At 49.7% G+C, this 24,580-nt stretch carries 18 protein-coding genes and 2 tRNA genes; 8 read left to right on the top strand and 12 right to left on the bottom strand.

Annotated features, from left to right (window positions below):
* Positions 1 to 75: 75 nt before the first annotated feature.
* Positions 76 to 148, bottom strand: a tRNA-Arg gene (locus NC981_RS00540).
* A gap of 247 nt (positions 149 to 395) precedes the next feature.
* Between NC981_RS00540 and NC981_RS00535 the strand changes: the two genes are divergently transcribed.
* The 3 genes from NC981_RS00535 (at position 396) to NC981_RS00525 (ending at position 3,157) form a co-directional block, all read left to right on the top strand.
* Positions 396 to 1,067, top strand: a complete 672-nt coding sequence (locus NC981_RS00535) for an Npun_F0813 family protein (protein WP_348241086.1) — start codon at positions 396 to 398, stop codon at positions 1,065 to 1,067.
* A gap of 26 nt (positions 1,068 to 1,093) precedes the next feature.
* Positions 1,094 to 2,143, top strand: a complete 1,050-nt coding sequence (locus NC981_RS00530; protein ID WP_348241085.1) for a hypothetical protein — start codon at positions 1,094 to 1,096, stop codon at positions 2,141 to 2,143.
* A 78-nt stretch (positions 2,144 to 2,221) separates the two neighbouring features.
* Positions 2,222 to 3,157, top strand: coding sequence for a transposase (locus tag NC981_RS00525; protein ID WP_348241084.1), 936 nt, complete (start codon positions 2,222 to 2,224; stop codon positions 3,155 to 3,157).
* Here NC981_RS00525 and NC981_RS00520 read toward each other — a convergent pair.
* On the bottom strand, positions 3,154 to 3,384 hold the full coding sequence (locus NC981_RS00520) for a DUF1049 domain-containing protein (RefSeq protein ID WP_348241083.1): 231 nt from the start codon (positions 3,382 to 3,384) through the stop codon (positions 3,154 to 3,156). The genes NC981_RS00525 and NC981_RS00520 overlap by 4 nt on opposite strands.
* A 176-nt stretch (positions 3,385 to 3,560) precedes the next feature.
* Positions 3,561 to 4,553 carry a ribose-phosphate pyrophosphokinase gene (locus tag NC981_RS00515; protein ID WP_190376214.1) on the bottom strand — a complete coding sequence of 331 codons (993 nt, stop codon included), beginning with the start codon at positions 4,551 to 4,553 and terminating at the stop codon, positions 3,561 to 3,563.
* A 401-nt stretch (positions 4,554 to 4,954) separates the two neighbouring features.
* On the opposite strand from NC981_RS00515, the gene NC981_RS00510 reads away from it, so the two are divergent.
* Complete coding sequence (locus NC981_RS00510; RefSeq protein ID WP_348241082.1) at positions 4,955 to 5,413, top strand: GatB/YqeY domain-containing protein; 459 nt, start codon at positions 4,955 to 4,957, stop codon at positions 5,411 to 5,413.
* Between the two features lie 104 nt (positions 5,414 to 5,517).
* Here the strand turns inward: NC981_RS00510 and NC981_RS00505 are convergent, their stop codons facing one another.
* Positions 5,518 to 6,285 (bottom strand): helix-turn-helix domain-containing protein, encoded by a 768-nt coding sequence (locus NC981_RS00505; protein WP_348241081.1) that lies wholly within the window; start codon positions 6,283 to 6,285, stop codon positions 5,518 to 5,520.
* 107 nt (positions 6,286 to 6,392) lie between these two features.
* On the opposite strand from NC981_RS00505, the gene NC981_RS00500 reads away from it, so the two are divergent.
* Positions 6,393 to 7,544 (top strand): acyl-CoA dehydrogenase family protein, encoded by a 1,152-nt coding sequence (locus tag NC981_RS00500; RefSeq protein ID WP_348241080.1) that lies wholly within the window; start codon positions 6,393 to 6,395, stop codon positions 7,542 to 7,544.
* A gap of 185 nt (positions 7,545 to 7,729) precedes the next feature.
* Here NC981_RS00500 and clpB read toward each other — a convergent pair whose 3' ends face one another.
* On the bottom strand, positions 7,730 to 10,411 hold the full coding sequence (gene clpB, locus NC981_RS00495; RefSeq protein WP_348241079.1) for an ATP-dependent chaperone ClpB: 2,682 nt from the start codon (positions 10,409 to 10,411) through the stop codon (positions 7,730 to 7,732).
* A gap of 294 nt (positions 10,412 to 10,705) precedes the next feature.
* Positions 10,706 to 10,778, bottom strand: a tRNA-Glu gene (locus tag NC981_RS00490).
* Positions 10,779 to 11,153: 375 nt separating this feature from the next.
* Here NC981_RS00490 and NC981_RS00485 point away from each other — a divergent pair.
* The gene (locus NC981_RS00485; protein ID WP_348241078.1) at positions 11,154 to 11,822 is read left to right on the top strand and encodes a 1-acyl-sn-glycerol-3-phosphate acyltransferase; all 669 of its coding nucleotides are present in this window, start codon (positions 11,154 to 11,156) and stop codon (positions 11,820 to 11,822) included.
* Positions 11,823 to 11,880: 58 nt separating this feature from the next.
* Here the strand turns inward: NC981_RS00485 and NC981_RS00480 are convergent, their stop codons facing one another.
* The 3 genes from NC981_RS00480 to lepA form a co-directional block, all read right to left on the bottom strand.
* Positions 11,881 to 13,293, bottom strand: a complete 1,413-nt coding sequence (locus tag NC981_RS00480; protein ID WP_190376219.1) for a UDP-glucose/GDP-mannose dehydrogenase family protein — start codon at positions 13,291 to 13,293, stop codon at positions 11,881 to 11,883.
* 93 nt (positions 13,294 to 13,386) lie between these two features.
* Positions 13,387 to 14,361 (bottom strand): UDP-glucuronic acid decarboxylase family protein, encoded by a 975-nt coding sequence (locus NC981_RS00475; RefSeq protein WP_348241077.1) that lies wholly within the window; start codon positions 14,359 to 14,361, stop codon positions 13,387 to 13,389.
* Between the two features lie 291 nt (positions 14,362 to 14,652).
* Positions 14,653 to 16,470, bottom strand: a complete 1,818-nt coding sequence (gene lepA / locus NC981_RS00470) for a translation elongation factor 4 (protein WP_348241076.1) — start codon at positions 16,468 to 16,470, stop codon at positions 14,653 to 14,655.
* Positions 16,471 to 16,819: 349 nt separating this feature from the next.
* On the opposite strand from lepA, the gene NC981_RS00465 reads away from it, so the two are divergent.
* Together NC981_RS00465 and NC981_RS00460 are read left to right on the top strand one after the other, a co-directional pair.
* Positions 16,820 to 17,047, top strand: a complete 228-nt coding sequence (locus tag NC981_RS00465; RefSeq protein WP_190376222.1) for a type II toxin-antitoxin system CcdA family antitoxin — start codon at positions 16,820 to 16,822, stop codon at positions 17,045 to 17,047.
* Positions 17,048 to 17,074: 27 nt separating this feature from the next.
* Positions 17,075 to 18,862 (top strand): ATP-binding protein, encoded by a 1,788-nt coding sequence (locus NC981_RS00460; protein WP_348241075.1) that lies wholly within the window; start codon positions 17,075 to 17,077, stop codon positions 18,860 to 18,862.
* A 131-nt stretch (positions 18,863 to 18,993) separates the two neighbouring features.
* Here the strand turns inward: NC981_RS00460 and NC981_RS00455 are convergent, their stop codons facing one another.
* The 3 genes from NC981_RS00455 to psaA form a co-directional block, all read right to left on the bottom strand.
* Complete coding sequence (locus tag NC981_RS00455; RefSeq protein ID WP_348241074.1) at positions 18,994 to 19,548, bottom strand: hypothetical protein; 555 nt, start codon at positions 19,546 to 19,548, stop codon at positions 18,994 to 18,996.
* Positions 19,549 to 19,675: 127 nt separating this feature from the next.
* Positions 19,676 to 21,877 carry a photosystem I core protein PsaB gene (gene psaB, locus NC981_RS00450; protein ID WP_348241073.1) on the bottom strand — a complete coding sequence of 734 codons (2,202 nt, stop codon included), beginning with the start codon at positions 21,875 to 21,877 and terminating at the stop codon, positions 19,676 to 19,678.
* Positions 21,878 to 21,903: 26 nt separating this feature from the next.
* Complete coding sequence (gene psaA / locus NC981_RS00445) at positions 21,904 to 24,159, bottom strand: photosystem I core protein PsaA (RefSeq protein ID WP_348241072.1); 2,256 nt, start codon at positions 24,157 to 24,159, stop codon at positions 21,904 to 21,906.
* Positions 24,160 to 24,580: the final 421 nt, after the last annotated feature.

Genomic DNA, 24,580 nt, shown 5'->3' with positions numbered 1-24,580 from the left:
ACCCAATCCGCAAAATTCCCATTGCAACTTTACGGAAGTCGAAGTTGCACCTTCTATTAGCGATGAAGTAGGAAGCGGATCCTATTGGACTCGAACCAATGACCGACCGCTTAGAAGGCGGTTGCTCTATCCACTGAGCTAAGGATCCAAAACAGTCATTTACTAATATAGCGGCGCGCGGCAAATCTAGAGTAACCGAAATTTAACTGCTTTTGCGATTTAGGCTTGGTACTTTTTTGATTTTTATCAAGCATGTGTAAAGTACAGCATCAAATTGGGGAATTCAAAAGAATAGATGACCCGAAATGGAGAATCCCTGTGACGTTGAATTTCAACACCACAGGCATCATAGCGAACATCGCTACGCCCCCTACCCTCTAGCCCTGAGCCGCTTTATGTTCATTCTGAAACGGCAGGATGTTGAGATCAGCAGCATTCAGCACCCTAAACGCGATCAAAAAGTGCCAATCCTGTCCTATCAAGGACAAAGCTTTCGACTGATTCAAGTCTTTGGCTCTGGGCAAGAAGAAGAAGCGCGATCGTTTTGGCGCGATCTGACCGACAATCAGGGCAAAGCCTGTGTCCTGCTGGAAGAACCAGAGCGATGCAGCGTATGGGGGAAGGTGCGGCTAGATCAGCTCAGCCAGGATGCAGCAGTCCCAGACGGTGGAGGAACCGTTACCGCAGTATTTACGCAAGCTTGTTTATTGATGCTGCAAGCGATGTACATCGACGTTGAGGATTTGATGGGTACAAAGCAAGCCGCTTCCTTTGAGCGGGATTTAATCAGCATCTTTCAGCAATGGCGATTTCCTCAGACGGATTCACCTGCCGCTGTGAAGCAACTTCTTACAATTAATCCCCTCAACAGTTTGCAGACTCCAGCTTGGCAAGAAAATCTTTTAAACGTTTTGCTACAAGAACTCTATCGTCTTGGCAAAGCGTATTTTGGCAAGTCCGCGTTCGCCGATCGCGTTTTGGATGCGCTGCAAGATTTGCCGCAAGGCGAACGCACCCGTTTCCTCGAATGGCTCAACCATTCCCCGACCGGAAAACTCTGGTCTTAACTTTTGTCCCTTGTTGAAGATGACCTATGAGCAGCTCAGCTAGTAAATCTCAGTCGAAGTCGATTTCTGTCCAAGCGATCGTGTTTGCAGAAATTCTATTGGCAGTGTTCGCGTTATTGTTTTTCTTATTGTTTAGCGTTCCTGATCCTGGACAAGCCCGCCCGGACTGGTATTCTTACGGAGCTTCAGCATTTGAAGTTGTGGCGTATTTTAGTGCGGCGTTGCTGTGTTTTAGAAACTGGAGCAGTCCACAAATTGTCAGTGGGCGGCGGGTTTGGTTGAGCATTGGGCTAGGAATGCTCTGTTATGGCATTGGTACAATCTTGTTTACCTTCTGGGAAACGTACATGGGGCGCGAAGCCGATGTGTCACCCGGAGATTTCTTTTATATTCCCACCTATCTATTTTTAGGGTGGGGCATGATCATGGCGTTCTCCGATCGCCGCCTGAACCTCGATCTCTGGCAGTGGTTTACCGTGGGGGGCATTGCAGCCGTCAGCATTGCGTTTGCCACTTGGCTGACCTTAACTCCTAGCCCCAAGACTTCAATGCTGTTGTTCTTTGATGAACCCGCCATTGCTCAAACGGCACCTGCTAAGCCGACCCCAAGAGCAACTGCCTCACCGACGATTAAACCCTCGGCTGTTGCTAAGCCCTCACCGCTCCTAGCTCCGAAACCTGCTGCGATCGAGCAGAAGCCGCCCGTCGAGGAGAAACAGCAAGATGTTCCAGAATGGGTGATGACGATCGAAAGTACCCTCGCGCCGCTCAAGCCATTTTTGGACTATTTCTACGTGCTGGCGGACGTATTTATTTTGATTATTGCGACGACGCTGCTGCTAGCATTCTGGGGCGGTCGATTCTCGCAGTCCTGGCGTATGATTGCAGCAGCAGCCTTTTCGCTCTATATTGCGGATATGTGGTTTAAATATGCTACCAGCCGTCTTGAGAACTACCAAAGTGGCGGGATCATTGAAATCTTTTGGGTCTTTAGTGGTGTTCTGTTTGGCATCGGAGCTGCACTGGAATATGATTTGAGCCGATCGCGGCGCGGGAGTTCACGCAGACGAGCATGAAGATTTATCCTGCCCCCCGCATTCGATCACGCTCAGCATAGAATAGATGAGTAATTGCCGCCCCGCGCTGAGTTTCTCATGAGCAGACTGTCTGATTCTGATAAAAGCCAAATTATTGAACTGTATCGCCAATCGGGAGAAACAACTTTAACTCTCGCAGAGCGATACGGTGTCAGTAATACGACAATTAGCCGCATTTTGAAAAGCAGTTTGTCAGCAGAAGAGTATGACAGTCTGATTCAGCAAAAGCGCAGTGCTTCAAGGGGCGGAGCGCGATCGACAACAGTAGCCGCTCTTACGCCTTGCCAAGCGCCTGAGAATGTCCAAGATTCAAGGGGCGGAGCGCGATCGACAACGGTAGCCGAGGCGCCTCCAGTTCAAGGTAGCTTACTCGAACCAGAAGCACCAATTCCGCTAGAGCCAGAAGCGGTCGAACCTAGAGAAGCAGCCTCAAAGCCCGCACCGCCGCGCCGAGTACGACGAGCTAATACTAATGAAGCCTTGACTTCTACGCCCGCTGAGGAAGCGCCTGAGCTCGCTCAGATCGAAGCGATCGATCTCAGCCCAACCGTAGATAGTATGGCGGACGACGAGGACGATGATGAAGACCTCGACGATCTCGATAATCTAGATGAAGACCTCGAAGACGAAGATGATGACGAGCCTGCGATCCTGCCGTCGATTCAACTGAGTGCAGCAGAATTCATTCGGGTACTCCCAATTGCAGAAGCCGCAATTCCTCGGACTTGTTATCTCGTGGTCGATCGAGCTGCGGAGTTAGTGGCGCGTCCGCTCAGTGAGTTCGCGGAACTAGGTCAAATTCCGTCGGGAGAAGTCGAAGCAAGAACCTTACCTGTGTTCGATAATCATCGAGTTGCGAAACGATTCTCTAACATTCGTACCCAGCGAGTGATTAAAATTCCAGATAGCCGGGTTTTACAGAAAGCTGCACCCTACCTACAAGCCAAGGGAATTACGCGATTGTTGATTGATGGGCAGGTTTACGCGCTCTAGATATCATTGTTGCTCTGAGGAGATCCGAGTAGGGGCTGCAAGATTGCGGCTCCCAAGATACCTAAGATTACACTAAAGGCGATCACGAGACCAAAGGGTAATTCGATCGTTTGAAACGCGAGAAACTTGAGGGCGATCGGAGCAGCATTTTGAATCGCGACGAGGGCGATCGCGCCGATCCAGAGTGCGATAATGCAGGCAGTGATTAGAGTGGCAAAACTTTTCATGGGACTTCAGGAATTGAGAACTGAGACCGTGTAGAGAAACTCATCAGCCGCGAACTGATAATTTTCATCCTTGTGAGACATTTCCTTTGTGGGCAGATCGATCGGTCTGTCCCTTTTTAGTTTAAAGAACAAACCCGCCGATCGTGCTTGATCGGCGGGTGCAATAAGTTCAAAACTTAGCGGAATAGGCTACTGACTGAATTATCCTCATGGATTCGCCAAATCGTTTCACCGATCACACTGGCGACGGAGAGGATTTTTAGTTGTGGGAAGCGATGTTCTTCTGCAACCGGAATGGTATTTGTTACGATCACTTCTTCCAGCAGACCGCTCGATAGCCGTTCGATCGCGGGAGGTGAAAAGACCGCATGAGTCGCACAAGCATAGACTTGACGTGCTCCCTCTTGTCGAAGAATCTTCGCGCCTTCAAGAATCGTCCCTGCCGTATCGATCATGTCATCGACGAGAACCGCCGTTTTGCCTTTGACATCTCCAATCACATTCATTACTTCCGCAATGTTGTGAGCTTGTCGCCGTTTATCGATGATAGCAAGGGGCGCATCGTCTAGGCGTTTTGCCAAGGCTCTCGCTCTAGCGACTCCCCCGACATCTGGAGAAACAACGACTAAATCCTCTAGCTGTTTGCTAGCGATATAATCAACCAGCGTCGGAGAGCCGTAAACGTGATCCATCGGAATGTCAAAGTAGCCTTGGATCTGAGCCGCGTGTAAGTCCATTGCTAGAATGCGATTCGCTCCCGCCTGCGTAATCAGGTTAGCGGCAAGCTTAGCAGTGATGGATTCTCGTCCAGCCGTTTTACGATCGGCTCTTGCATACCCGTAATAGGGGAGAACAGCAGTGACTTGCCGCGCTGATGCTCGCCGACAAGCATCAATCATGATCAACAATTCCATCAAATTGTCGTTCACGGGGCGACAGGTCGGCTGAATCAAATAAACATCGCAGCCACGAATCGACTCTTGGATTTGGACATATAGCTCGCCATCGGCAAAGTGCTTTTGCACCATCGGACTCAAATCCATGCCCAAGTACCGTGCGATCTCTTTGGAAAGGGGTACGTTTGCCGTACCGGACAAGAGGCGCAGACGGTTATTGTCAGGAATTGAGGGCAGAGCAGACGGAGGAGATAATGTTGCAGAACGGATCACGTCAAGTCCTCGAACGCATTCAACGCAATATTAACACTGGGACTTTCCTTCATTGTCCCTGGTTTCGCGGATCTAAAGTATTCGTAAATGGCAAATAGGCCTGCGAAATATTTGTTAAGACTGAACCACAAGCAGCACACAGACGAGCGATCAGTACGATCGCTATCTGGACAGGTGAGATGAGGAGCACAGATGACTTCCAAGCAGAGTTCAGTCGAACGGTATTTAATGCAACCTATTTTGCCAAATTTATTCGCGCTTCGCAATCCATTTCCTAATGTTATCGATCGTTGACCTTCTGTACAATTTTGTTACCTCCGTTACAAAAAACTGATTTGAACGGAATGGTTTGCATGAGGCTAAGCTATGCTAGGAAATTCCATGACGCGAGGAACGATGCTATGAGCCTAAAAGACCGCATTACCGAGGAGATCAAAGCCGCGATGAAGTCTCAGGATAAAGTGCGGTTAGAGACGCTGCGGAGCATCAAAAAGGTGCTGCTAGAAAAAGAAGTGAGTGTGCGTCCATCTGGGCAGAATCAGCTAACCGAAGCGCAAGAGATTGAAGCCTTGTCTCAGGTTGCCAAGCAGCGCAGAGATTCGATCGAGCAGTACACCAACGCCAAACGTCAGGATTTAGCTGATAAGGAAGCGGCAGAGTTGGCAATTATCGAGACGTTTCTTCCGGCTCAGATGTCTGATGAAGAAGTTGAAAGTGCGATCGCTCAAATCATCGCTCAAGTCGGAGCGGCTTCAGCGAAAGATATGGGTAAAGTGATGGGTGTCGCAATGCAGCAATTGAAAGGCAAGGCGGACGGGAAGAAGGTGCAAGCGATCGTCAAGGCGAAGTTGGGCGGGTAGAGCAAGGGTTCAGGAATGAATGGGGATAGCGATCGCCGCCGTGCAAGAAAAGCTTTTTGAGTAGAAGCTAGCGGCTGCATTCAGCAGCTACAAGTAACATTGAGCTAAGCACCAGACACTTTGTTATATTCTGCTGCGACGTGCTTGTGAGCCTGCATTAGATGGGCGGCGGAGGTATCAATTCCCATACCATACCGCCATTCGCCATTGAGATATAGCCAGGTTGGTACCTGACGCACGAGATTGCGATCGCCTTCAAAGCAAACTGCACCTTGCTGGAGTGCGAGGTTCAAATTGGTGTATCCCATCCAGACGTGAGTGAACACACTAAGATCAGCGGAGATTAAAACGTTCACCTCAAAGCCTGGATTTTTTTGACACACATCGACCTCTTGATTCTCGATGACCATCCACCAACTGCGCTGAGTTTTGCGCCCTCTGGTTAGCCCTTGAAAATCAAACTGAAGTACTGTTTTTTGTGGCGGCACAGTCTCAAGATTGACTCGCCGTCTCATGCCCCACATCAATAAGGCATCGTCCAAGTCTTCTGACGCAATTTGTTCGCTTCCCCATTGTTGTGCCCAAACTCCCATTGCTTCAATTAGAGGACGCAGGGCTTCCCCAGCAGGCGTGAGAAGATACTCATGCCCCTGCCCTGTTTCCTTTTCATGGCTAATGACCACACCTAATTTCTCAAGTTCTTTGAGGCGTTGAGCGAGGAGGGCGCGGGACATGAGCGGCACTCCTCGACTGATGTCATTGAAGTGGCGATTGCCATACAGCATTTCTCGCAGCACTAAGGGGTTCCAGCGATCGCCAATTACTTCGGCAGCTTTCGCTACCGGGCAGAACTGCCCATATCCCTTTCTCATAGCCCATTTAAGGAGAGTACAAATCAGGTTCAGATATTGAACTTGTATCACCTTCTTTAGCAAATCAGAATAAGGGCATCACAAGATTTATTAAAGGAGACTGTTCAATGCTAGAACAACAAACTGCACCCACTATCCAATCAGAAAAGATGGATTGGCTTTCTCTGGCGGAATCTTTGGGAAGTCAATTTGCTGCAAGAGAAATTGAAGCTGATGAGAGCGATTTGTTTGTCGCGGATAACCTTGCTAGGTTGAAAGCGTCTGGATTGGCGACAGCGGGTGTGCCGATCGAATTAGGGGGCGGTGGAGTCAGCTATGCTGATCTTTGCGCTGTGCTGCGGATTTTAGGACGTTATTCTAGTTCAACGGCGCTCGCGTTTTCGATGCACACGCATCAGGTCATGGTACCGACTTGGCGCTGGCACAATCAGAATGCTCCAGTGGATGGATTACTTAGACGAGTGGCAACGGAGCAACTGATTATGCTTAGCAGTGGTGGATCAGATTGGTTGCAGAGTGGTGGGACAGCGATTAAAGTCGAGGGTGGATTTTTGCTCACAGCTCGCAAAGTCTTTGCGAGTGGTGCGCCTGTTGCTGATTTATTGATGACAAGCGCTGTTTATGACGATCCGGAAAAAGGAGCCACGGTATTACATTTTGCAGTTCCTATGACTGCTCAGGGTGTGGAGATTGAATCTACTTGGCAAGCGCTGGGGATGCGGGGAACGGGTTCTCATGATGTTGTGTTGTCGAATGTTTTTGTACCAGATGCGGCAATTGCTTTACGACGAGAACAAGGAAAGTGGCATTTTATCTTTCACTTGATCTCGATGGTGGCAATTCCGATCGTTTATTCTGTTTACGTTGGGGTTGCAGAAGCGGCGCGCGATCGCGCAGTTCAACTAGCAATGAAGCGGCGCACTGATGAGCATCTTTGCTGCATGGTCGGAGGGATGGACAACGAACTGATGGCTGCGAAGTTAGCGCTTCAGCACATGATTTCTACTGCCGTTGTGAGTCAGCCTGGTTTTGAAACTACGAATCAAATTATGACAGGGCGAACATTGGTTGCTAGAGCAGTACTTAACGTTGCTGATTTAGCAATGGAAGTTGCGGGGGGCTGTGCGTTTTATCGCAAACTCGGTCTGGAAAAATTGTTTCGTGATGTGCAGGGCGCGCGCTATCATCCTCTGCGGGAAGATGCTCAGCGTAAGCTATCGGGGCAACTCGCGCTTAAGTGGGATATGTCTTCTTTGTAGGGTGATGTCTTGTATCTAGTAGCGATCGCTAAGTCTTGATAGAAAACGACGACTATTCTTCAGCCGCTGACTTTCCAGATTTAATAGAAGGTTCAGATTAGAAATTATTTAGACTGAATCTTTCAGTCTAATTACCCAAATTGGGACGATAGACCGAAAGCGGTCGGCATAATATTCCTCTCACCCTAATTTTCTGCCACTGCTACGGGAGTCGCCACTACAGGCTGAGGATTGGCAACCAGTTCCTTTTTGCTGAATTTGAGTTTGCCATCGACTAAATCGATCGAGATCGTATCGCCTTCCCCAAAGGCATTTTCGAGCAGTTTGGTGGCGATCGGGTTTTGTAGTTCTCGCTGAATCGCCCGCTTCAACGGACGCGCCCCATACGTTGGGTCATAGCCCACATCTGCCACATATTTCTGTGCAGCAGGCGAGAGTTCCAGCATGATCTTCTGATCGCTTAGCAACGCCTGAATTCGCTGGATCTGGAGTCCAACGATCTCGCCAAGTTCCGCACGGTTCAACGCATGGAACAGAATCGTATCGTCAATCCGATTGAGAAATTCAGGACGGAAATGCTTGCGGAGTGCGGTCATCACTCGTTTCTGCATTTCCTCATAACGCGCATCATCGCCTGCAACATCGAGAATATGTTCGCTACCAATATTGCTCGTCATCACAATGACTGTGTTACGGAAATCAACCGTTCGACCTTGAGAATCGGTAATCCGCCCGTCATCGAGCACTTGTAGCAGAATGTTAAACACATCCGGATGCGCTTTCTCCACTTCATCGAGCAGCACCACAGAATAAGGTTTACGGCGAATCGACTCAGAGAGCTGTCCGCCTTCGTCATACCCCACATATCCAGGAGGTGCGCCGACTAAACGGGAAACCGAGTGCTTCTCCATGTATTCCGACATATCAAGACGCACGATCGCATCATCAGAATCAAACAAAAATTGCGCCAATGCTCGTGCGAGCTCCGTTTTACCGACTCCGGTTGGCCCCATGAAGAGAAACGATCCGATCGGACGGTTCGGGTCTTTCATGCCCGATCGTGCCCGACGAATTGCCGCCGCCACTGCTTCGACTGCGTCGTGCTGTCCGATCACTCGTTCGTGCAGATGTTTCTCCAGATTTAAGAGTTTCTGACGTTCGGATTCGAGCAAGCGCGTCACTGGAATTCCTGTCCAACGCGCCACGATTTCAGCAATATCCGCTTCGGTGACTTGTTCACGCAGGAGAGCCGTTCCGCCTGCTTGCAGTTCCATCAGTTGCGCTTCCTGTTTCTCGCGATCGTGCTGCAAGGCTTCAAGTCGTCCGTATTTCAACTGCGCGGCTGTATTGAGATCATAAGCACGTTCAGCTTGCTCGATTTGGACTCGAAGCTGGTCTTCTTCCATCTTGAGCGATTTGATCGTTTCGAGAATTTGCTTTTCGTTTTGCCACTGGGAATCGAGGGCATCTTTTTTCGGCTGAAGCTCTGCGATTTCTTGTTCAAGCCGTTCGAGTCGATCTTTGGAATTGCGGCTGAGTCCGGTTAATCCCGTGAGTTTATCTTCGCTCTTGATCGAAAGCTTTTCCATTTCAAGCTGCCGCAAGCGGCGCTCAATCTGTTCTAGCTCCGTCGGTTTGGAGGTAATCTCCATCCTGAGCTTGGCAGCGGCTTCGTCCACAAGGTCGATCGCTTTATCGGGCAAGAAGCGATCGCTGATATAGCGACTTGATAACGTGGCAGCAGCAACCAAAGCGGAATCGGTAATATTGACCCCGTGGTGAACCTCGTAGCGCTCTTTTAGCCCACGCAGAATCGAGATCGTGTCTTCAACCGAGGGCTGATCGATTACGACCTGCTGAAATCGGCGTTCGAGTGCTGCATCTTTCTCGATGTACTTACGGTACTCGTCAAGCGTCGTTGCCCCAATACACCGTAGCTCTCCCCGCGCCAGCATCGGTTTCAGCAGGTTTCCAGCATCCATGTTGCCTTGACCCGCTGCACCTGCCCCTACAACGGTATGCAGTTCGTCAATGAATAAAACGATTTGTCCATCGGATTCGATCACTTCTTTCAGAACTGCTCTCAGTCGATCCTCGAATTCCCCGCGATATTTTGCCCCTGCAATTAGCGATCCCATATCGAGGGAGATGAGCTTGCGGTTCTTCAAGGATTCGGGAACATCACCGTTGACGATCCGCTGAGCGAGTCCTTCGGCGATCGCGGTTTTTCCAACCCCGGGTTCTCCGATTAAGACCGGATTGTTTTTGGTGCGACGTGAAAGCACCTGAACCACCCGACGAATTTCGCCATCTCGCCCGATCACCGGATCGATCTTGCCTGCTTTGGCACGTTCTGTTAAATCTAAACCGAATTTTTCGAGAGCTGAGTAACGCGATTCTGGTGCTTGATCCATGACTTTTTGACTACCGCGAATGTCTCGAATTGCAGTATCAAGCCGAGCCGTATCGACATTAAAGCTGCGAAATAACTTCACTCCAAGGCGCGGGTCGTTGGCAAAGGCTTGGATCAGGTGCTCGATCGAAATAAAGTCATCCTGCATCGAGGTGCGATTTGCTTCAGCACGATCAAGCATCGTATCGAGATATCGTCCTAAATAAAGTTGTTCTGCGCTGCCAACTTTCGGCTGACGGCGGGTAAATTCGTCCACCTGCTGCCAGAACCGATTCGCTTCGATGCCCGCTTTGCTTAAAATTTTTGCTGCTAAGCCATTCTCTTGCTCTAGCAGGCTAATAATTAAATGTTCAACTTCTAAGTTCTGGTGTCGATAGCGCCGCACGACATCTTGTGCCTGTACGATCGCTTCCCAGGCTTTATCTGTAAATTTGCTGGGGTCTGTGGGTTGCATTCCGGTAGTGTTTTGTCATCGCTCTTCTTGAAACTTCAATGTAGCAGTTCAGGCGAGTTCTTTCACAAACGTCTCATACAATCAGGCAGAAATCTTCTACTTGGTGTAAGGGTGTACCAGTTTGGTTTTCGTTTGTGAAAGTGTCATCAGACGAGGAGGCCGCAGGTCATGGCTGAGGTAGCCGCTCACGCGCTCAACGTTCAGGTAGTGCTCTTATTTTCTCTCAGTTTAAAGAAACTCTGCATAAGAAATGGGAGAGGACGATTTATCCTTTCCCACTTCTTGCTTTTACAATACCCCCAAGGGAATTCGAATCCCTGTCGCCTCCGTGAAAGGGAGGTGTCCTAGGCCTCTAGACGATGGGGGCAGGCACTGGTGTCAGATTTGCGTTTGCAATCGACATTCACTAATGTAACGGACAGAACCAGGAATGTCAACCTCTAAATTCAAATTAAATTTTAGAGCTGTCCCCAAGGAATCGTGTCGAGCTAAAAGGCATAAGGATTAGCCACCCCTAGAACTGTCCCTTGAGAGAGACGTGCGATCGCAAAACCCACTACCGTAAATGACATACCATCTACCCACGCTAAAGGCTCGCGTCTTTAACTCCATGCTTCTGATCGACTTCATGCTATCGCCAAAAACTCGAAAAAACGATGGCGCTACTCCCCCCTGTGCCCCGACTCCTTCGTCTGAGTTTTCCGAGTCGCTAAAAGAAAAACCTTCCTCTGCCCATTCCCTTGTGGAGAACTCTAATCTTCTTTCGCAATCTGTACGATCGCGTTGTTTACCTTGGCTCGCTTCAATTGTTTATCCACTAGGGCGTTATCTGGTTCTGCCCGTCTATTTTCAACAGATCGAAGTCACGGGTCGAGAGCATTTCCCTACTAGGGGTCCGGTCATTATTGCTGCAACCCATCGATCGCGGTGGGATGCGTTGCTCGTACCTTGTGCAGTGGGTCAAGATATCACGGGTCGAGTGCTGCGATTTATGGTGACGGCAGACGAGATTAAAGGAATTCAAGGTTGGTTTATTCGACGGTTGGGTGGATTTCCAATCAATACACGGCATCCGACGATCGCGGCGCTGCGTCACAGCGTCGAACTGCTACAGCAGCGTGAAGCATTAGTAATTTTCCCCGAAGGAAATATCTATCGTCAAGCGGCAGATCTGAAGCCTGGACTGGCACGATTAGCGCTGCAAGCAGAAGCAAGTCAACCTGGATTAAACGTTCAGATTGTGCCGATTTCAATTCAATACAGCAAGCCTCTCGTTCCTTGGCGCACTGCTGTCAAAATTCACGTTTGTAATCCGATTCCTGTAGCTGAATATGTGTCGGAGCATCCGAAGCAGGGAGCAAAACGATTAACCGCAGATTTAGAGCGGATTCTGCGATCGCTTTCCATTTAGGGTCAAAAAAAGAGACGCTGTGAATTGCGTCTCTTTTCAGATTCTTTTGTGAGTGAGATTAACGACCGATGCCGATATAGCGGAAGCCTGCTTCTTCTAACACAGGTTGGTTGAGGAAGTTCCGGCCATCAATCAAGATAGGAGCGTTCATCAACTTCGCCATCTTGATGTAGTCGAGGGTGAGGAACTGCGACCATTCCGTTACCAATACCAGCGCATCGCAGCCATCTGCTAAGCGTTCTGCATCAGTTTCAACAATCACATCTGAAATACCATCGCGCATTCCGCTTTGGGAAATGATGGGATCGTAAGCTTTTACTTTCGCGCCTAGACGAGTCAAGTTCTCGATTACATTCAGCGCTGGCGCATCCCGTAAATCATCGGTATCCGGTTTGAACGTCAAGCCTAAAAGCCCGATCGTTTTTCCTTTGAGAATCTTGAGCGCTTGCTGAAGCTTTTCAACCACAATCAGGCGCTGACGCTCATTGACACTGACGGCTGCTTTAAGCAATTGCGTTTCGTAACCGTAATCGTCCGCCGTGTGGATCAAAGCCGAGACATCTTTCGGGAAGCAGGAACCACCCCAGCCAAGACCCGCTTGCAGAAACTTGCCGCCAATCCGGGAATCAAGACCGATCCCTTTTGCCACTTGCATTACATCAGCACCCACGCGATCGCAGATGTTTGCGACTTCGTTGACAAAGCTGATCTTCGTTGCCAAAAATGCGTTCGCGGCATATTTGATCATCTCTGCCGAACTGAGGTCAGTGACCAATACTGGAACTGGAGGTGCAGACTTATCTTCGGCAAACTGACGCTCAACGATCGGGGTATAGAGTTCCTGCATCAGTTTGATCGGGCGATCGCTATTGTTGCTGCCAACGACGATGCGATCAGGGTTGAACGTATCGAACACAGCAGAGCCTTCGCGCAGAAACTCGGGATTGCTGACGACATCAAAGTCGTAATCGATCGTCAAAGCCTTTGTCGGAATTTCTTCACTGCCACCGACTCCAGCGAGAACAGGCTGTGCTTCAGCGCGTTGACGCTCTGCAATTCCATCGAGAACGAGCATTCTCACCCAGTCGCCAGATCCAATAGGAACAGTTGATTTATTCACAATCACTTTGTATCCGCCTTTCAGATTGGCACCGATGCCCCGCGCCACGGCTTCGACATAGCGTGTATCACTTTCCCCAGTCGGCAGCGCAGGCGTTCCAACCGCGATAAACAGAATTTGACCGTGCTCGACCCCAGCAGCGAGGTCGGTGGTGAACTCCAGTCGTCCCGCTTGAATCGAAGACTGCATAATTTCAGACAAACCCGGCTCAAAAATCGGCGATTGTCCAGCCTGCATCAACTTCACCTTTGCTTCGTTATTATCGACGCAAATCACATGATGACCAATGTGAGAGAGGCACGCACCCGTGACTAACCCAACGTAACCCGTTCCGATAACGCAGACACGCATAGTCTTAAACTCCTCAATCAAACAACTTGTAACCGGACTCGATATTCTTCCTTTCGTTTAGCATTCCCACCTGCAACGCCCTTTATTAATGCGTCACGATGCTTGCACCGCCCTCCGAGTTGACTCTAGCGGGGCTTCAGACACTTCCATCCGGCTGCGAAAATCAGCGATCGTGCGCTCTAGTCCTTCCTTCAGCGGGATCGTCGGTTGCCAGCCGAGATGCGTTTGAGCGCGAGTGATGTCGGGCTTGCGGCGGCGGGGATCGTCTTGGGGTAAGGGTTCAAATTTCAAAGCTGCATCAGGGTTGACCATTTCTTGCACGGCTTGAGCCAGTTGCAGAATGGTGTATTCTCCGGGATTTCCTAAGTTGACTGGGCCAATAAAATCGCCGTTCATCAAGCGATAAAGACCGTCAACCAAGTCAGAAACATAGCAGAAACTCCGCGTTTGAGAACCATCACCGTATACCGTTAGGGGATGACCTTTGAGCGCTTGCACAACAAAGTTGCTGACCACGCGACCATCGTTTTCGAGCATTCGCGGGCCGTAGGTGTTGAAAATGCGAGCAACGCGAATATCGACATCGTTTTGACGGTGATAGTCAAACGCGAGGGTTTCAGCGACTCGTTTGCCTTCGTCATAGCAACTGCGAATTCCGATCGGGTTGACATTGCCCCGATATTCTTCAGACTGGGGATGTACTTCGGGATCGCCATATACTTCGGAGGTCGAGGCAAGAAGGAATCTGGCTTTGATTCGCTTGGCTAAACCGAGCATGTTCAGCGTTCCCATCACGTTGATTTTGATTGTTTTGACGGGATTGTACTGATAGTGTACAGGCGATGCAGGACAGGCAAGGTGATAAATCTGATCGACTTCAAGTCGAATGGGTTCTGTAATGTCGTGGCGAATTAGTTCAAAATTGGGATTTCCTAGCCAGTGTTGAATATTGCGTTTGTGTCCGGTGTAGAAGTTATCGAGACAGAGAACTTCATGCCCCGTATTCATTAGACGATCGATCAAGTGGGAGCCAATAAAGCCCGCACCACCAGTAACAAGAATTCGCATAAGTCCAAAATTCGCGTAGATTGCAAACGAGCAAGGGTAGGAGTAGCTGTTACTCAAGAGATGAGTTGAGCAAATCCCCGTTTGCCAGAAGTGTACCCATTAAATTAACAGGCAGCACGACAGCAATCCGACCTGGAAAGGGGTGAGCTACGTCCGGGCTTTTCCCAGAAAGATAACAGAAACTTCCGGGATAGCACGCTTTATTAGATAGAGTTCATCGAATCTTCAACCGTTAAAACAAAAATTGCCCCTATTTCTGCGTAGGGGCAATCCGAAATTATGCTGAAACGTTTAGCTCTGTTCGTTTGACAACCGTAAAACCGCCATGAACGCTTCTTGGGGCACATCGACGGTTCCAATCGCCTTCATGCGTTTTTTACCTTTTGCTTGCTTTTGCAGCAGTTTTTTCTTTCGGGAGATGTCACCACCGTAGCATTTCGCCAAGACATCTTTCCGCAGAGCGGGAATATGTTCGCTGGCGATGACTTTGCTGCCGATCGCAGCTTGAATCGGAATTTTAAACTGATGACGGGGGATCAATTCGCGTAGCTTTTCAGTGAGAGCGCGCCCGACTCCGTAGGCTTTATCGCGGTGAACGATCGTGGCAAGTGAATCGACGGGATCACCGTTAATCAGAATGTCTAGCTTCACTAGAGCATTTTCGCGGTAGCCGATCAGTTGATACTCCATGCTGGCGTAACCGCGCGATCGCGACTTCATCTGATCAAAGAAATCGGTGACAACCTCTGCCAGTGGTAGTTCATAAATCAGCGTAGTGCGTCCGGGCGTGAGATACTTCATATCCTTGAAGACACCACGGCGATTTTGGCAGAGTTCCATCAATGTCCCAACATAGGTTTCGGGCGTGATGATATCGACTTGAACATAGGGTTCTTCGATTTTTTCGCGCTCTGTGGGAGAAGGCAGCTTACCAGGGTTATCAATCAGCAGAATCTCACCTTTTATGGTTGTAACTCGATAAACCACCGAAGGGGCGGTAATAATCAGGTCAAGATTGTATTCGCGCTCTAGTCGTTCTTGCACAATTTCCATGTGTAGCAAGCCCAAAAAGCCACAGCGGAACCCGAATCCCATCGCGCTTGAGGTTTCCGGCTCGAAATTGAGGGCAGCATCATTGAGCTTTAATCTATCGAGGGCTTCGCGCAGTTCCGGGAATTGGTCGGCATCGGTCGGGAACATGCCGCAGAAGACCATCGGTTTCGCCTCAATGTAGCCCGGTAAGGGTTCGGGAGCTTTTTTGGCAGATAGCGTAATCGTGTCTCCCACTCGTGCATCCTCTACGGCTTTAATCGAAGCAGCAAAGTATCCCACTTCGCCAGCGTGTAGGGATTCGACTTGGACTTGAGTGGGAGAGAGAACGCCAAGTTCATCGACTTGGTATTCCTTGCCGGATGCCATCAGGTAGACTTTATCGCCCCGCTTCACCTGCCCATCCATCACCCGGAAGTAGACAATCACGCCGCGATAAGCGTCGTAGTAACTATCGAAAATTAGCGCTCGTAACGGTTCTTTGGTCGTGTCTTTGGGCGGCGGGACTCGTTTAACGATCGCTTCTAAAATATCCGGGACACCAATTCCTTCTTTTGCCGATGCCATAATCGCTTCAGAGCAATCGAGACCAATCACCTCTTCGATTTCTTGCTTGACGCGATCGGGTTCTGCACCCGGCAAATCAATTTTGTTCAGGACTGGAATAATTTCGAGATCGTGTTCGAGTGCCAGATAAACGTTAGCAAGCGTTTGTGCTTCTACACCTTGAGAGGCATCGACAACTAGCAACGCGCCTTCACACGCCGCGAGTGAGCGCGATACTTCGTAGGAAAAATCGACGTGTCCAGGGGTGTCGATTAAATTTAGTACATATTGCTGCCCATCTTTTGCGGTGTAGTTCATTCGAGCCGCTTGGAGCTTAATAGTGATCCCGCGTTCCCGCTCCAGATCCATATTGTCGAGGAACTGTTCTTTCATGTCCCGCGCAGTTACGGTTCCCGTTTCTTGAAGTAAACGGTCGGCAAGCGTGGATTTGCCATGATCAATGTGAGCAATGATGGAAAAATTTCGGATGCGGTTGACGGGTACGTCAGTCATAAACTTCAGGGGGATTGGCGGCACTGTAGGACAGGCATTCTCAGAAATTTGACTCTTGATGAGGATAGATTTCTGAATCAGAACGCTTAAGATATTTTAAACCTTTCTTCACGGAGTTCGAGAGTTTGAGACGCTAAGAAGAAGAAATGTCCCGGTTTGGGGCAGAACGAATTTCAGCTTACTTAAACTCACCTGTGAAAAAATGTTAAAACTTTGTTGAATCGATGCAAAAACGGTACATCCATAGTTTACAGGCAGGATTTCTCAAAGCGCAGGTGAATTTTAACTCTCGATCCGATTCCTTTTCAGATTTAGCCACTGACCTTCATGCTGAAGGTTGACCGACACTATGAACGATCCTAAACTTCAAACGCCCGATCGATACAAAACCGAGCTTGCGATTCAGATTGATTCTGATTTGTTGGAGCAAATCCAACATCTGACGAACGATCCGAGCAAGGTGGTTGAAGTGGCATTGCGGCAATGGCTGAGAAGCGAACTTTACCGCGATGAGGATAATGCCCGCACCTTGCCGAGAAACCCGCCTCTTCCTCCGAGGGGCGAGTGGAACGATTAGGTGCTGTAATCTAGGCACGGTTGCTTGATGTCTGCTTTTTTCCCCGGTCAAATGGTCACTTCCGTGAATCTTTCTAGCTCTTTGTCTGACTCGATTGACTCGTCTGTATCTTCTGATTCGATTGCGATCGCTGATATCGCAGAGCTGATGATGACGCAAGATGCAGCAGGAGTGCTGCTGGCGTTTCACTGGCGTGAAGTGAGTGAGGCTGAGGCAAAACAGTGGATTGGTAAGCCGATGGGCGCAAGATTTGCGCCGGTTTCTTGTGCACCGTATTTGGAGCGATTAAAGCGGGTACTGACTTCTCAAAAGCCGGAGCAATTTCGCTGCTTGTTTGAGTGGGGCGATCAGACGATTCTGTTTGATCTGGTGATGAGTCCAGTGATTCTACCTAATGGGACAGCGGCGCTAGTCATCGTCACCGGAGAGCAGGTGAATGACCTGGATGAAGCGCAGTCGCCCTTACAGGCGGTAGAAGTCTCGCGAGAAACAAATCTCGATCGCTACCAGCAGCTTTTAACTCAGATTGTGTGGAATGCCCGTCAGAATTTGGAGCTTCCAACCATTTGGCAGGCGACAGTAGACGGGTTAGGAGCAGCGCTTGATGTCAGCCGCTGCATTATTTGTCCGTATGATCCGAAGCGATCGGCGATTGAAGCTGTAGCGGAATTTCGCCAAGATTGTCTGAGTTCGCTGAAAGGTACGGTGTTTCAGCTTCAAGACGATCCGCTGCTTCAGAAAGCTTTGGCGACTTTAAAGCCGATTCGAGCCGTGCGGCAGGTTCCCGAAGAGGTGAATCCTGCTCCAGAAGCCGATGTTCCGCAAACGCGACTGTTGGTGGCAACGCACTATCAGGAGCAGCCGAACGGGGTGATTATTCTTGATCAGTGCGATCGCGATCGCGTTTGGACGCAGGCGGAATTGGAGTTTGTTCAGGAATTGGCGGATCAGGTGGGTACTTCGATCGCTCATGCGGCTTTGCTGATCGAGCTTCAACGAGCGAACGATAGTTTGATGCAGAAGCACCGCGAATTAGAGGAAGCGCGACACCAAGCTGAAGAAGCATCTCGGCGCAAAAGTGAGTTTTTGGCGAATACGTCGCATGAATTGAGAACGCCGCTGAACGGGATGATCGGCTTTTTGAAGCTCATTCTCGACGGGATGGCAGAAGATCCCCAAGAGCAGCGGGAATTTATTGAAGAAGCGCATCGATCGGCAATTCACCTGTTTAATGTCATCAACGACGTTTTAGATATCGCCAAAATCGAAGCCGGAAAAATGCAGATTGAATGCAGTCCGGTGAGCTTGCAAGAGTTGCTAGATCAAGTGGAGAACATGACTCGCACTCAAATTCGCCAAAAGAATCTCAGCTTTGAGGTGCAGAAACCTCAAACTCATGATGAAATTGTATTGTTTGGGAACTATCAGCGATTACTTCAGGTACTGCTCAATTTAATGGGTAATGCAATTAAGTTCACCAACGAAGGTGGCATTACCGTGAGTGCAGAAGTGATCAAAAAGCGGATTGTTGTTCAGGACGAAGAACTACCTGGACTGGTGAAGATTCGAGTTGCGGATACTGGCATTGGTGTATCGCTGGATAAGCAAGATAAGCTTTTTCAGTCATTTAGTCAGGTGGACGGCTCGTTGACGCGGCAGTATGGGGGCACTGGGCTAGGGCTAGCAATTTCCCAAAAGCTGGTCGAGGCTATGGGAGGCGTCGTAAATTTCTACAGCATGGGTGAGGGTCTGGGATCAACTGTTACTTTTACCATTCCGCTCTATCAAGAGCCTGTGATGATTGCAGCAAATTGAATTGACGATCGCTGACATGAAATTTTTGCCCTGCTCGATTCACGCATTGAAAAGATGCAGTAACAGCCTGTACAAATGATTTAAAGAAACGTAAAAATTTACATCACCCAAGCTGCTTTGTTAGCCGATAATCATCGTGGAGGGAATGGAGGTCGTTCACTCTGCCAGGTTTTTCCGCTATCGAAACTGGTAAACACAGCTTTAGGAAGATAATCTTTCCTTGCCCATCCTTCTGATACTTCAGCCCTTAAAGCGTTTTCTTGAAGAAAAAAGTTCACACAGACATCAGTTTCTGGCTTAAACAATTTTCTAGCAAAATCCCTAGTTTCCGTAAAACTGTTACCTCCATCAGAACTGTAAAGAGTGCCTGCAATCAAAACCTGTTGCCCTATTTGCTGAAATGATTGTTCACAGCTAGATCCACAACCTCCGATGCCGTCGCCCTCAACTACCAAGGTCGGAAATTTGAAAATTGGAGAGATCTTGAGTATTCGAGCATGGCACGCCCAGTGGTAATCTATGAAGCCAACTCTATATTCACGAGTCACCAGTCTCAAATGAAGACCTTGCAGGGTTCTGAAGTTGCAATGATTGCTGAAAGAGCCGTTGGTTGAGCAGAGGAAAATAATGCAGCCCACAAGAGCAAGAAGAATAGACCAGCTAAATCTTTTTACACGCTCAAGCATTTGAAAGCCTAGTACAGGATGCTGTTTTAATAATACTTTTGAACTCCAGAATTAGATGATTTTTCCTGTAAAAATCCCCCACCCGAAGGCGAGGGATTTTCTTATTTACCTACCACATTCAGTTCGATCAACCGAACTTACCTGCGGTCGCTGCAATCACGAAGGCTGCATACGTCAGTACGTAACCTGCGGTGAAGTGAACCAGACCGACTAACCGACCTTGAACGATCGACAGAGCAACTGGCTTATCCTTGAATCGAATCAAGTTTGCCAACGGAGTGCGCTCATGGGCCCACACCAAGGTCTCGATCAATTCTTGCCAGTAACCACGCCACGAGATCAAGAACATGAATCCGGTCGCCCAAACCAGGTGTCCTAAGAGGAACATCCAAGCCCAAACTGCCAGGTTATTCATGCCATACGGGTTGTAACCGTTGATTAGTGGAGCCGAATACTGCCACAGGTAGTCACGCAGCCAACCCATCAGATAGGTCGAACTTTCGTTGAACTGAGCCACGTTACCAGACCAGATTGCGAGATGCTTCCAGTGCCAGTAGAACGTTACCCAACCGATCGTATTCAACATCCAGAACATCGCCAGATAGAAGGAGTCCCATGCAGAGATATCGCAGGTACCGCCACGACCCGGACCATCGCAAGGGAATGCGTAGCCAAAGTCTTTCTTATCGGGCATCAGCTTCGATCCACGAGCATCCAACGCGCCCTTAACCAAGATCAAGGTGGTGGTGTGCAGACCGAGCGCGATCGCGTGGTGAACTAAGAAGTCACCAGGTCCAATGGTCAAGAACAGCGAGTTCACGCCGCTATTGATTCCATCCAACCAACCGGGCAGGTAAGCTGCACCAGTGTTAGACGCAATGCTATCCGCGTTCGACAGTAGGGTGTTGAAACCATACAGTGCCTTACCGTGGGAGGCTTGGATGAACTGAGCGAACACAGGCTCGATCAGGATCTGCTTCTCAGGAGTTCCGAAAGCAACTACCACATCGTTGTGGACATAAAGACCCAAGGTGTGGAAGCCAAGGAACAACGATACCCAGCTTAGGTGCGAGATAATCGCTTCCTTGTGACCCAGAATCCGTGCAAGCACGTTGTTCTTGTTTTGGTCTGGATCGTAGTCACGAACCCAGAAGATTGCGCCGTGTGCGAAAGCTCCAACCATCAGGAAGCCTGCAATGTACTGGTGATGGGTGTACAGCGCGGCTTGTGTGGTGAAGTCCTTCGACATGAAGGCATAGGGCGGCATCGAGTACATATGCTGTGCCACCACGGAAGTCACCGTACCCAAAGCACCCAGGGCAAGACCCAATTGGAAGTGCAGCGAGTTATTTACGGTGTCATACAGACCTCTGTGACCTTCGCCCAATCCACCAGCAGGGGGGATGTGCGCGTTCAAGATGTCTCTGATGCTGTGACCGATACCAAAGTTGGTGCGGTACATATGACCAGCCACGATGAAGATCACCGCGATCGCGAGGTGGTGATGAGCCATGTCGGTCAGCCACAGCGATTCGGTTTGCGGATGGAATCCACCGAGGAAAGTCAAGATTGCAGAACCCGAACCTTGAGCCGTTCCGAAAATGTGGTTCGCAGTATCAGGGTTTTCTGCGTACACGCTCCAGTTGCCTGTGAAGAACGGTGCAAGACCTGCAGGGTGAGGCATCGTGGACAAGAAGTTGTTCCAGCCCACGTGCTGACCGCGAGATTCGGGAATTGCAACGTGAATCAAGTGACCTGCCCAAGCCAAGGAGCTAACTCCAAACAGACCCGCCAAGTGGTGGTTCAGACGCGATTCAGCGTTTTTGAACCAAGCCAAGCTTGGACGGAACTTCGGCTGGAGATGCAGCCAACCTGCGAACAGGAGAACTGCGGACAGAATCAGCAAGAAGATCGAACCTTGGTATAAATCACCGTTGGTTCTCATACCGATCGTGTACCACCAGTGGTACAGACCAGAGTAGGAAATATCAACCGGATAGTTCGCGCCGCCTTGCGTAAACGCTTCGACTGCGGGTTTACCGAATTGAGGATCCCAAATCGCGTGAGCGATCGGGCGGACATTTAGAGGATCTTTGATCCACTGAGGGAAGTTGCCTTGCCAAGCAACGTGAAAGAGACTACCAGATGCCCAGAGGAAGATGATCGCCAGATGTCCGAAGTGAGTTGCAAAAAGCTTTTGGTAAAGCTTTTCTTCTGTCATTCCGTCGTGGCTTTCAAAGTCGTGAGCAGTAGCGATTCCGTACCAAATCCGACGAGTTGTAGGATCTTGGGCAAGGTCTTGACTAAATTTTGGGAACTTAGTTGCCATAGCTGTTTGTTAATCCTCGCTCATCGTCATCCGATGGAAATTGACCGAGCTAGGAAGAATGCCCATGTGGTGACAATTCCGCCTAAGAGGTAGTGAGCAACGCCCACAGCCCGTCCTTGAATAATACTCAATGCACGCGGTTGGATAGAGGGTGCAACTTTGAGTTTGTTGTGCGCCCAAACGATCGACTCGATCAGTTCTTGCCAGTAGCCACGTCCGCTAAACAGGAACATCAAGCTGAATGCCCAAACAAAGTGAGCGCCCAGGAAGAGAAGTCCGTAAGCCGACAGTGCTGAACCGTAGGATCCAATCACTTGCGCCGCTTGTGCCCACAAGAAGTCGCGCAACCAACCGTTGATTGTGATTGCACTTTGAGCGAAATTACCGCCCGTTACGTGATCAACTGTTCCATCCGGCGCAACTGTACCCCAGACATCGGATTGCATTTTCCACGAGAAGTGGAAGATTGCGATCGACAGGGAGTTGTACATCCAGAACAGACCGAGGAACACGTGATCCCAACCAGACACTTGGCAGGTGCCGCCACGACCCGGGCCATCGCACGGGAAGCGGAAACCAAGGTTGGCTTTATCAGGAATCAAGCGTGAGCTACGTGCAAACAGTACGCCCTTCAAGAGGATCAATACCGTGACGTGAATCGTGAAGGCGTGGATATGGTGAACCATGAAGTCCGCCGTACCCAGTGCGATCGGCATCATGGCAACTTTGCCACCGACCGCGATTGTTCCACCACCAAACGCATAGCTAGCAGGAGCCAAAGCGTTGGGAGCGGTTCCACCCGGAGCCAGCGTGTGGAGGTTTTGAATCCACTGCGCAAACACAGGTTGGAGTTGAATTGCGGTATCCGAGAACATATCTTGCGGACGACCCAAAGCGCGCATCGTGTCGTTGTGAACGTACAGACCGAAGCTATGGAAGCCGAGGAAGATACAAACCCAGTTCAAGTGGGAAATGATGGCATCCCGGTGACGCAGAACGCGATCGAGGTTGTTGTTTTGGTTCACAACCGGATCGTAGTCGCGCACCATGAAGATTGCCGCGTGAGCCGCACCACCGACGATGAAGAATCCACCGATCCACATATGGTGCGTGAAGATCGACAACTGAGTTGCGTAGTCAGTTGCGAGGTAGGGGTAAGGCGGCATCGCATACATATGCTGTGCAACGATGATGCTCAAGGAGCCAACCATTGCCAGGTTGATTGCCAGTTGCGCGTGCCAGGAGGTCGTCAGGTTTTCATAAAGACCTTTGTGACCTTCTCCAGTAAACGGACCTTTGTGTGCCTCAAGGATTTCCTTGATGCTGTGACCGATACCCCAGTTCGTGCGGTACTGGTGTCCAGCAATCAGGAACAACACAGCGATCGCCAAGTGGTGATGTGCGCTATCCGTCAGCCAGAGTCCGCCTGTAACCGGATTCAGTCCACCTTTGAAGGTGAGGAAGTCTGCGTACTCGCCCCAGTTGAGGGTAAAGAAAGGAATTAGACCTTTAGCAAAGCTGGGGTAGATGTCTGCCATCAATTGGGTGTTCAGGATGAACTCATGAGGCAGAGGGATCTTGTCCGCAGGAACTCCGCGATCGAGGAGTTCGTTAATCGGCAACGCCACGTGGATCTGGTGACCCGCCCAAGCGAGTGAACCGAGTCCGAACAGACCCGACAAGTGGTGGTTCAGCATCGACTCCACATTCTGGAACCATTCCAGTTTGGGTGCGCGCTTGTGGTAGTGGAACCAACCTGCAAACAACATCAAACCAGCCATGACCAAACCGCCGATCGCGGTGACATAAAGCTGGAAGGTGTTTGTAAAGCCAGCCGCTCTCCACAGTTGGAAGAATCCAGAGGTGATCTGAATTCCGTGGAAGCCGCCGCCGACATCCGCGTTAAGAATTTCTTGACCGAAGATGTTCCACACAACCTGAGCACTGGGTTTAACTCCAGTGGGGTTGGCGAGCCATGCTTCGTAGTTTGAAAACTTAGCGCCGTGGAAGTACATTCCACTCAACCAAATGAACACAACGGCTAAGTGACCGAAGTGTGCGCTAAAAATTTTGCGAGAAACGTCTTCTAAGTCGCTTGTATGGCTATCGAAATCGTGAGCGTTAGCGTGGAGGTTCCAAATCCAGGTGGTGGTTTTGGGCCCTTTAGCTAGGGTGCGATCGAAGTGTCCCGGCTGACCCCATCTCTCAAAAGAAGTGGGAACGGGATCTTTATCAACGACCACCCGTGCCTTCGCCTCGCGCTCCGGTGGGCTAATTGTCATTGAGACTCTCCTCTCTCTAGACAAGGAACGAGTTATCCCTATCCGGCAACTGGTCTCAAACCCTTCTGTTAAGCTCTGGCTGCGGAATGACTGAGGTTGATAAGACCTAGTTGCGTTGTCGCGGTTAATGCAGGCTTCGAGCTTGGCTTGAGGTTCCAGGATTCCCGTGAATTCGGGATGTGTGCCTTCGTGGGTTCTCAATGGGTCATTATAGGGCTTTCATGAAAACGTTTCCGAACGTAATTAACAATAATTCAAAGTTCTGGATTTCTTGACGGTGCTTGGGTCTCAGGCTCCGAGCAGAAATAAAAAGTCAAGAGTTTGTCGCTTAACTTTACATTGCTAAAGGATTGGAATTCGTAATCAAATTAATCGAGCACAATTGATATTTCCTGCTCTTTCTATTAATAAAACGTTGTAG

Origin of the sequence: Leptolyngbya sp. DQ-M1, assembly GCF_039962505.1 — a bacterium.
In the GTDB taxonomy this organism is placed as follows: Bacteria; Cyanobacteriota; Cyanobacteriia; order Leptolyngbyales; family Leptolyngbyaceae; genus Leptolyngbya.
Note: the sequence above shows the minus strand (reverse complement) of the source record. Positions and strands in the feature narration are given on the sequence as shown.

Coding starts and splice junctions, on each gene's coding strand:
- NC981_RS00525 (WP_348241084.1), top strand. CDS start 2,222: ATGAGCAGACTGTCTGATTCTGATAAAAGCCAAATTATTGAACTGTAT.
- NC981_RS00480 (WP_190376219.1), bottom strand. CDS start 13,293: ATGCGTGTCTGCGTTATCGGAACGGGTTACGTTGGGTTAGTCACGGGT.
- NC981_RS00520 (WP_348241083.1), bottom strand. CDS start 3,384: ATGAAAAGTTTTGCCACTCTAATCACTGCCTGCATTATCGCACTCTGG.
- psaB (WP_348241073.1), bottom strand. CDS start 21,877: ATGGCAACTAAGTTCCCAAAATTTAGTCAAGACCTTGCCCAAGATCCT.
- lepA (WP_348241076.1), bottom strand. CDS start 16,470: ATGACTGACGTACCCGTCAACCGCATCCGAAATTTTTCCATCATTGCT.
- NC981_RS00505 (WP_348241081.1), bottom strand. CDS start 6,285: ATGAGAAAGGGATATGGGCAGTTCTGCCCGGTAGCGAAAGCTGCCGAA.
- NC981_RS00460 (WP_348241075.1), top strand. CDS start 17,075: ATGTCTGCTTTTTTCCCCGGTCAAATGGTCACTTCCGTGAATCTTTCT.
- NC981_RS00475 (WP_348241077.1), bottom strand. CDS start 14,361: ATGCGAATTCTTGTTACTGGTGGTGCGGGCTTTATTGGCTCCCACTTG.
- NC981_RS00530 (WP_348241085.1), top strand. CDS start 1,094: ATGAGCAGCTCAGCTAGTAAATCTCAGTCGAAGTCGATTTCTGTCCAA.
- NC981_RS00500 (WP_348241080.1), top strand. CDS start 6,393: ATGCTAGAACAACAAACTGCACCCACTATCCAATCAGAAAAGATGGAT.
- clpB (WP_348241079.1), bottom strand. CDS start 10,411: ATGCAACCCACAGACCCCAGCAAATTTACAGATAAAGCCTGGGAAGCG.
- psaA (WP_348241072.1), bottom strand. CDS start 24,159: ATGACAATTAGCCCACCGGAGCGCGAGGCGAAGGCACGGGTGGTCGTT.
- NC981_RS00465 (WP_190376222.1), top strand. CDS start 16,820: ATGAACGATCCTAAACTTCAAACGCCCGATCGATACAAAACCGAGCTT.
- NC981_RS00535 (WP_348241086.1), top strand. CDS start 396: ATGTTCATTCTGAAACGGCAGGATGTTGAGATCAGCAGCATTCAGCAC.
- NC981_RS00510 (WP_348241082.1), top strand. CDS start 4,955: ATGAGCCTAAAAGACCGCATTACCGAGGAGATCAAAGCCGCGATGAAG.
- NC981_RS00455 (WP_348241074.1), bottom strand. CDS start 19,548: ATGCTTGAGCGTGTAAAAAGATTTAGCTGGTCTATTCTTCTTGCTCTT.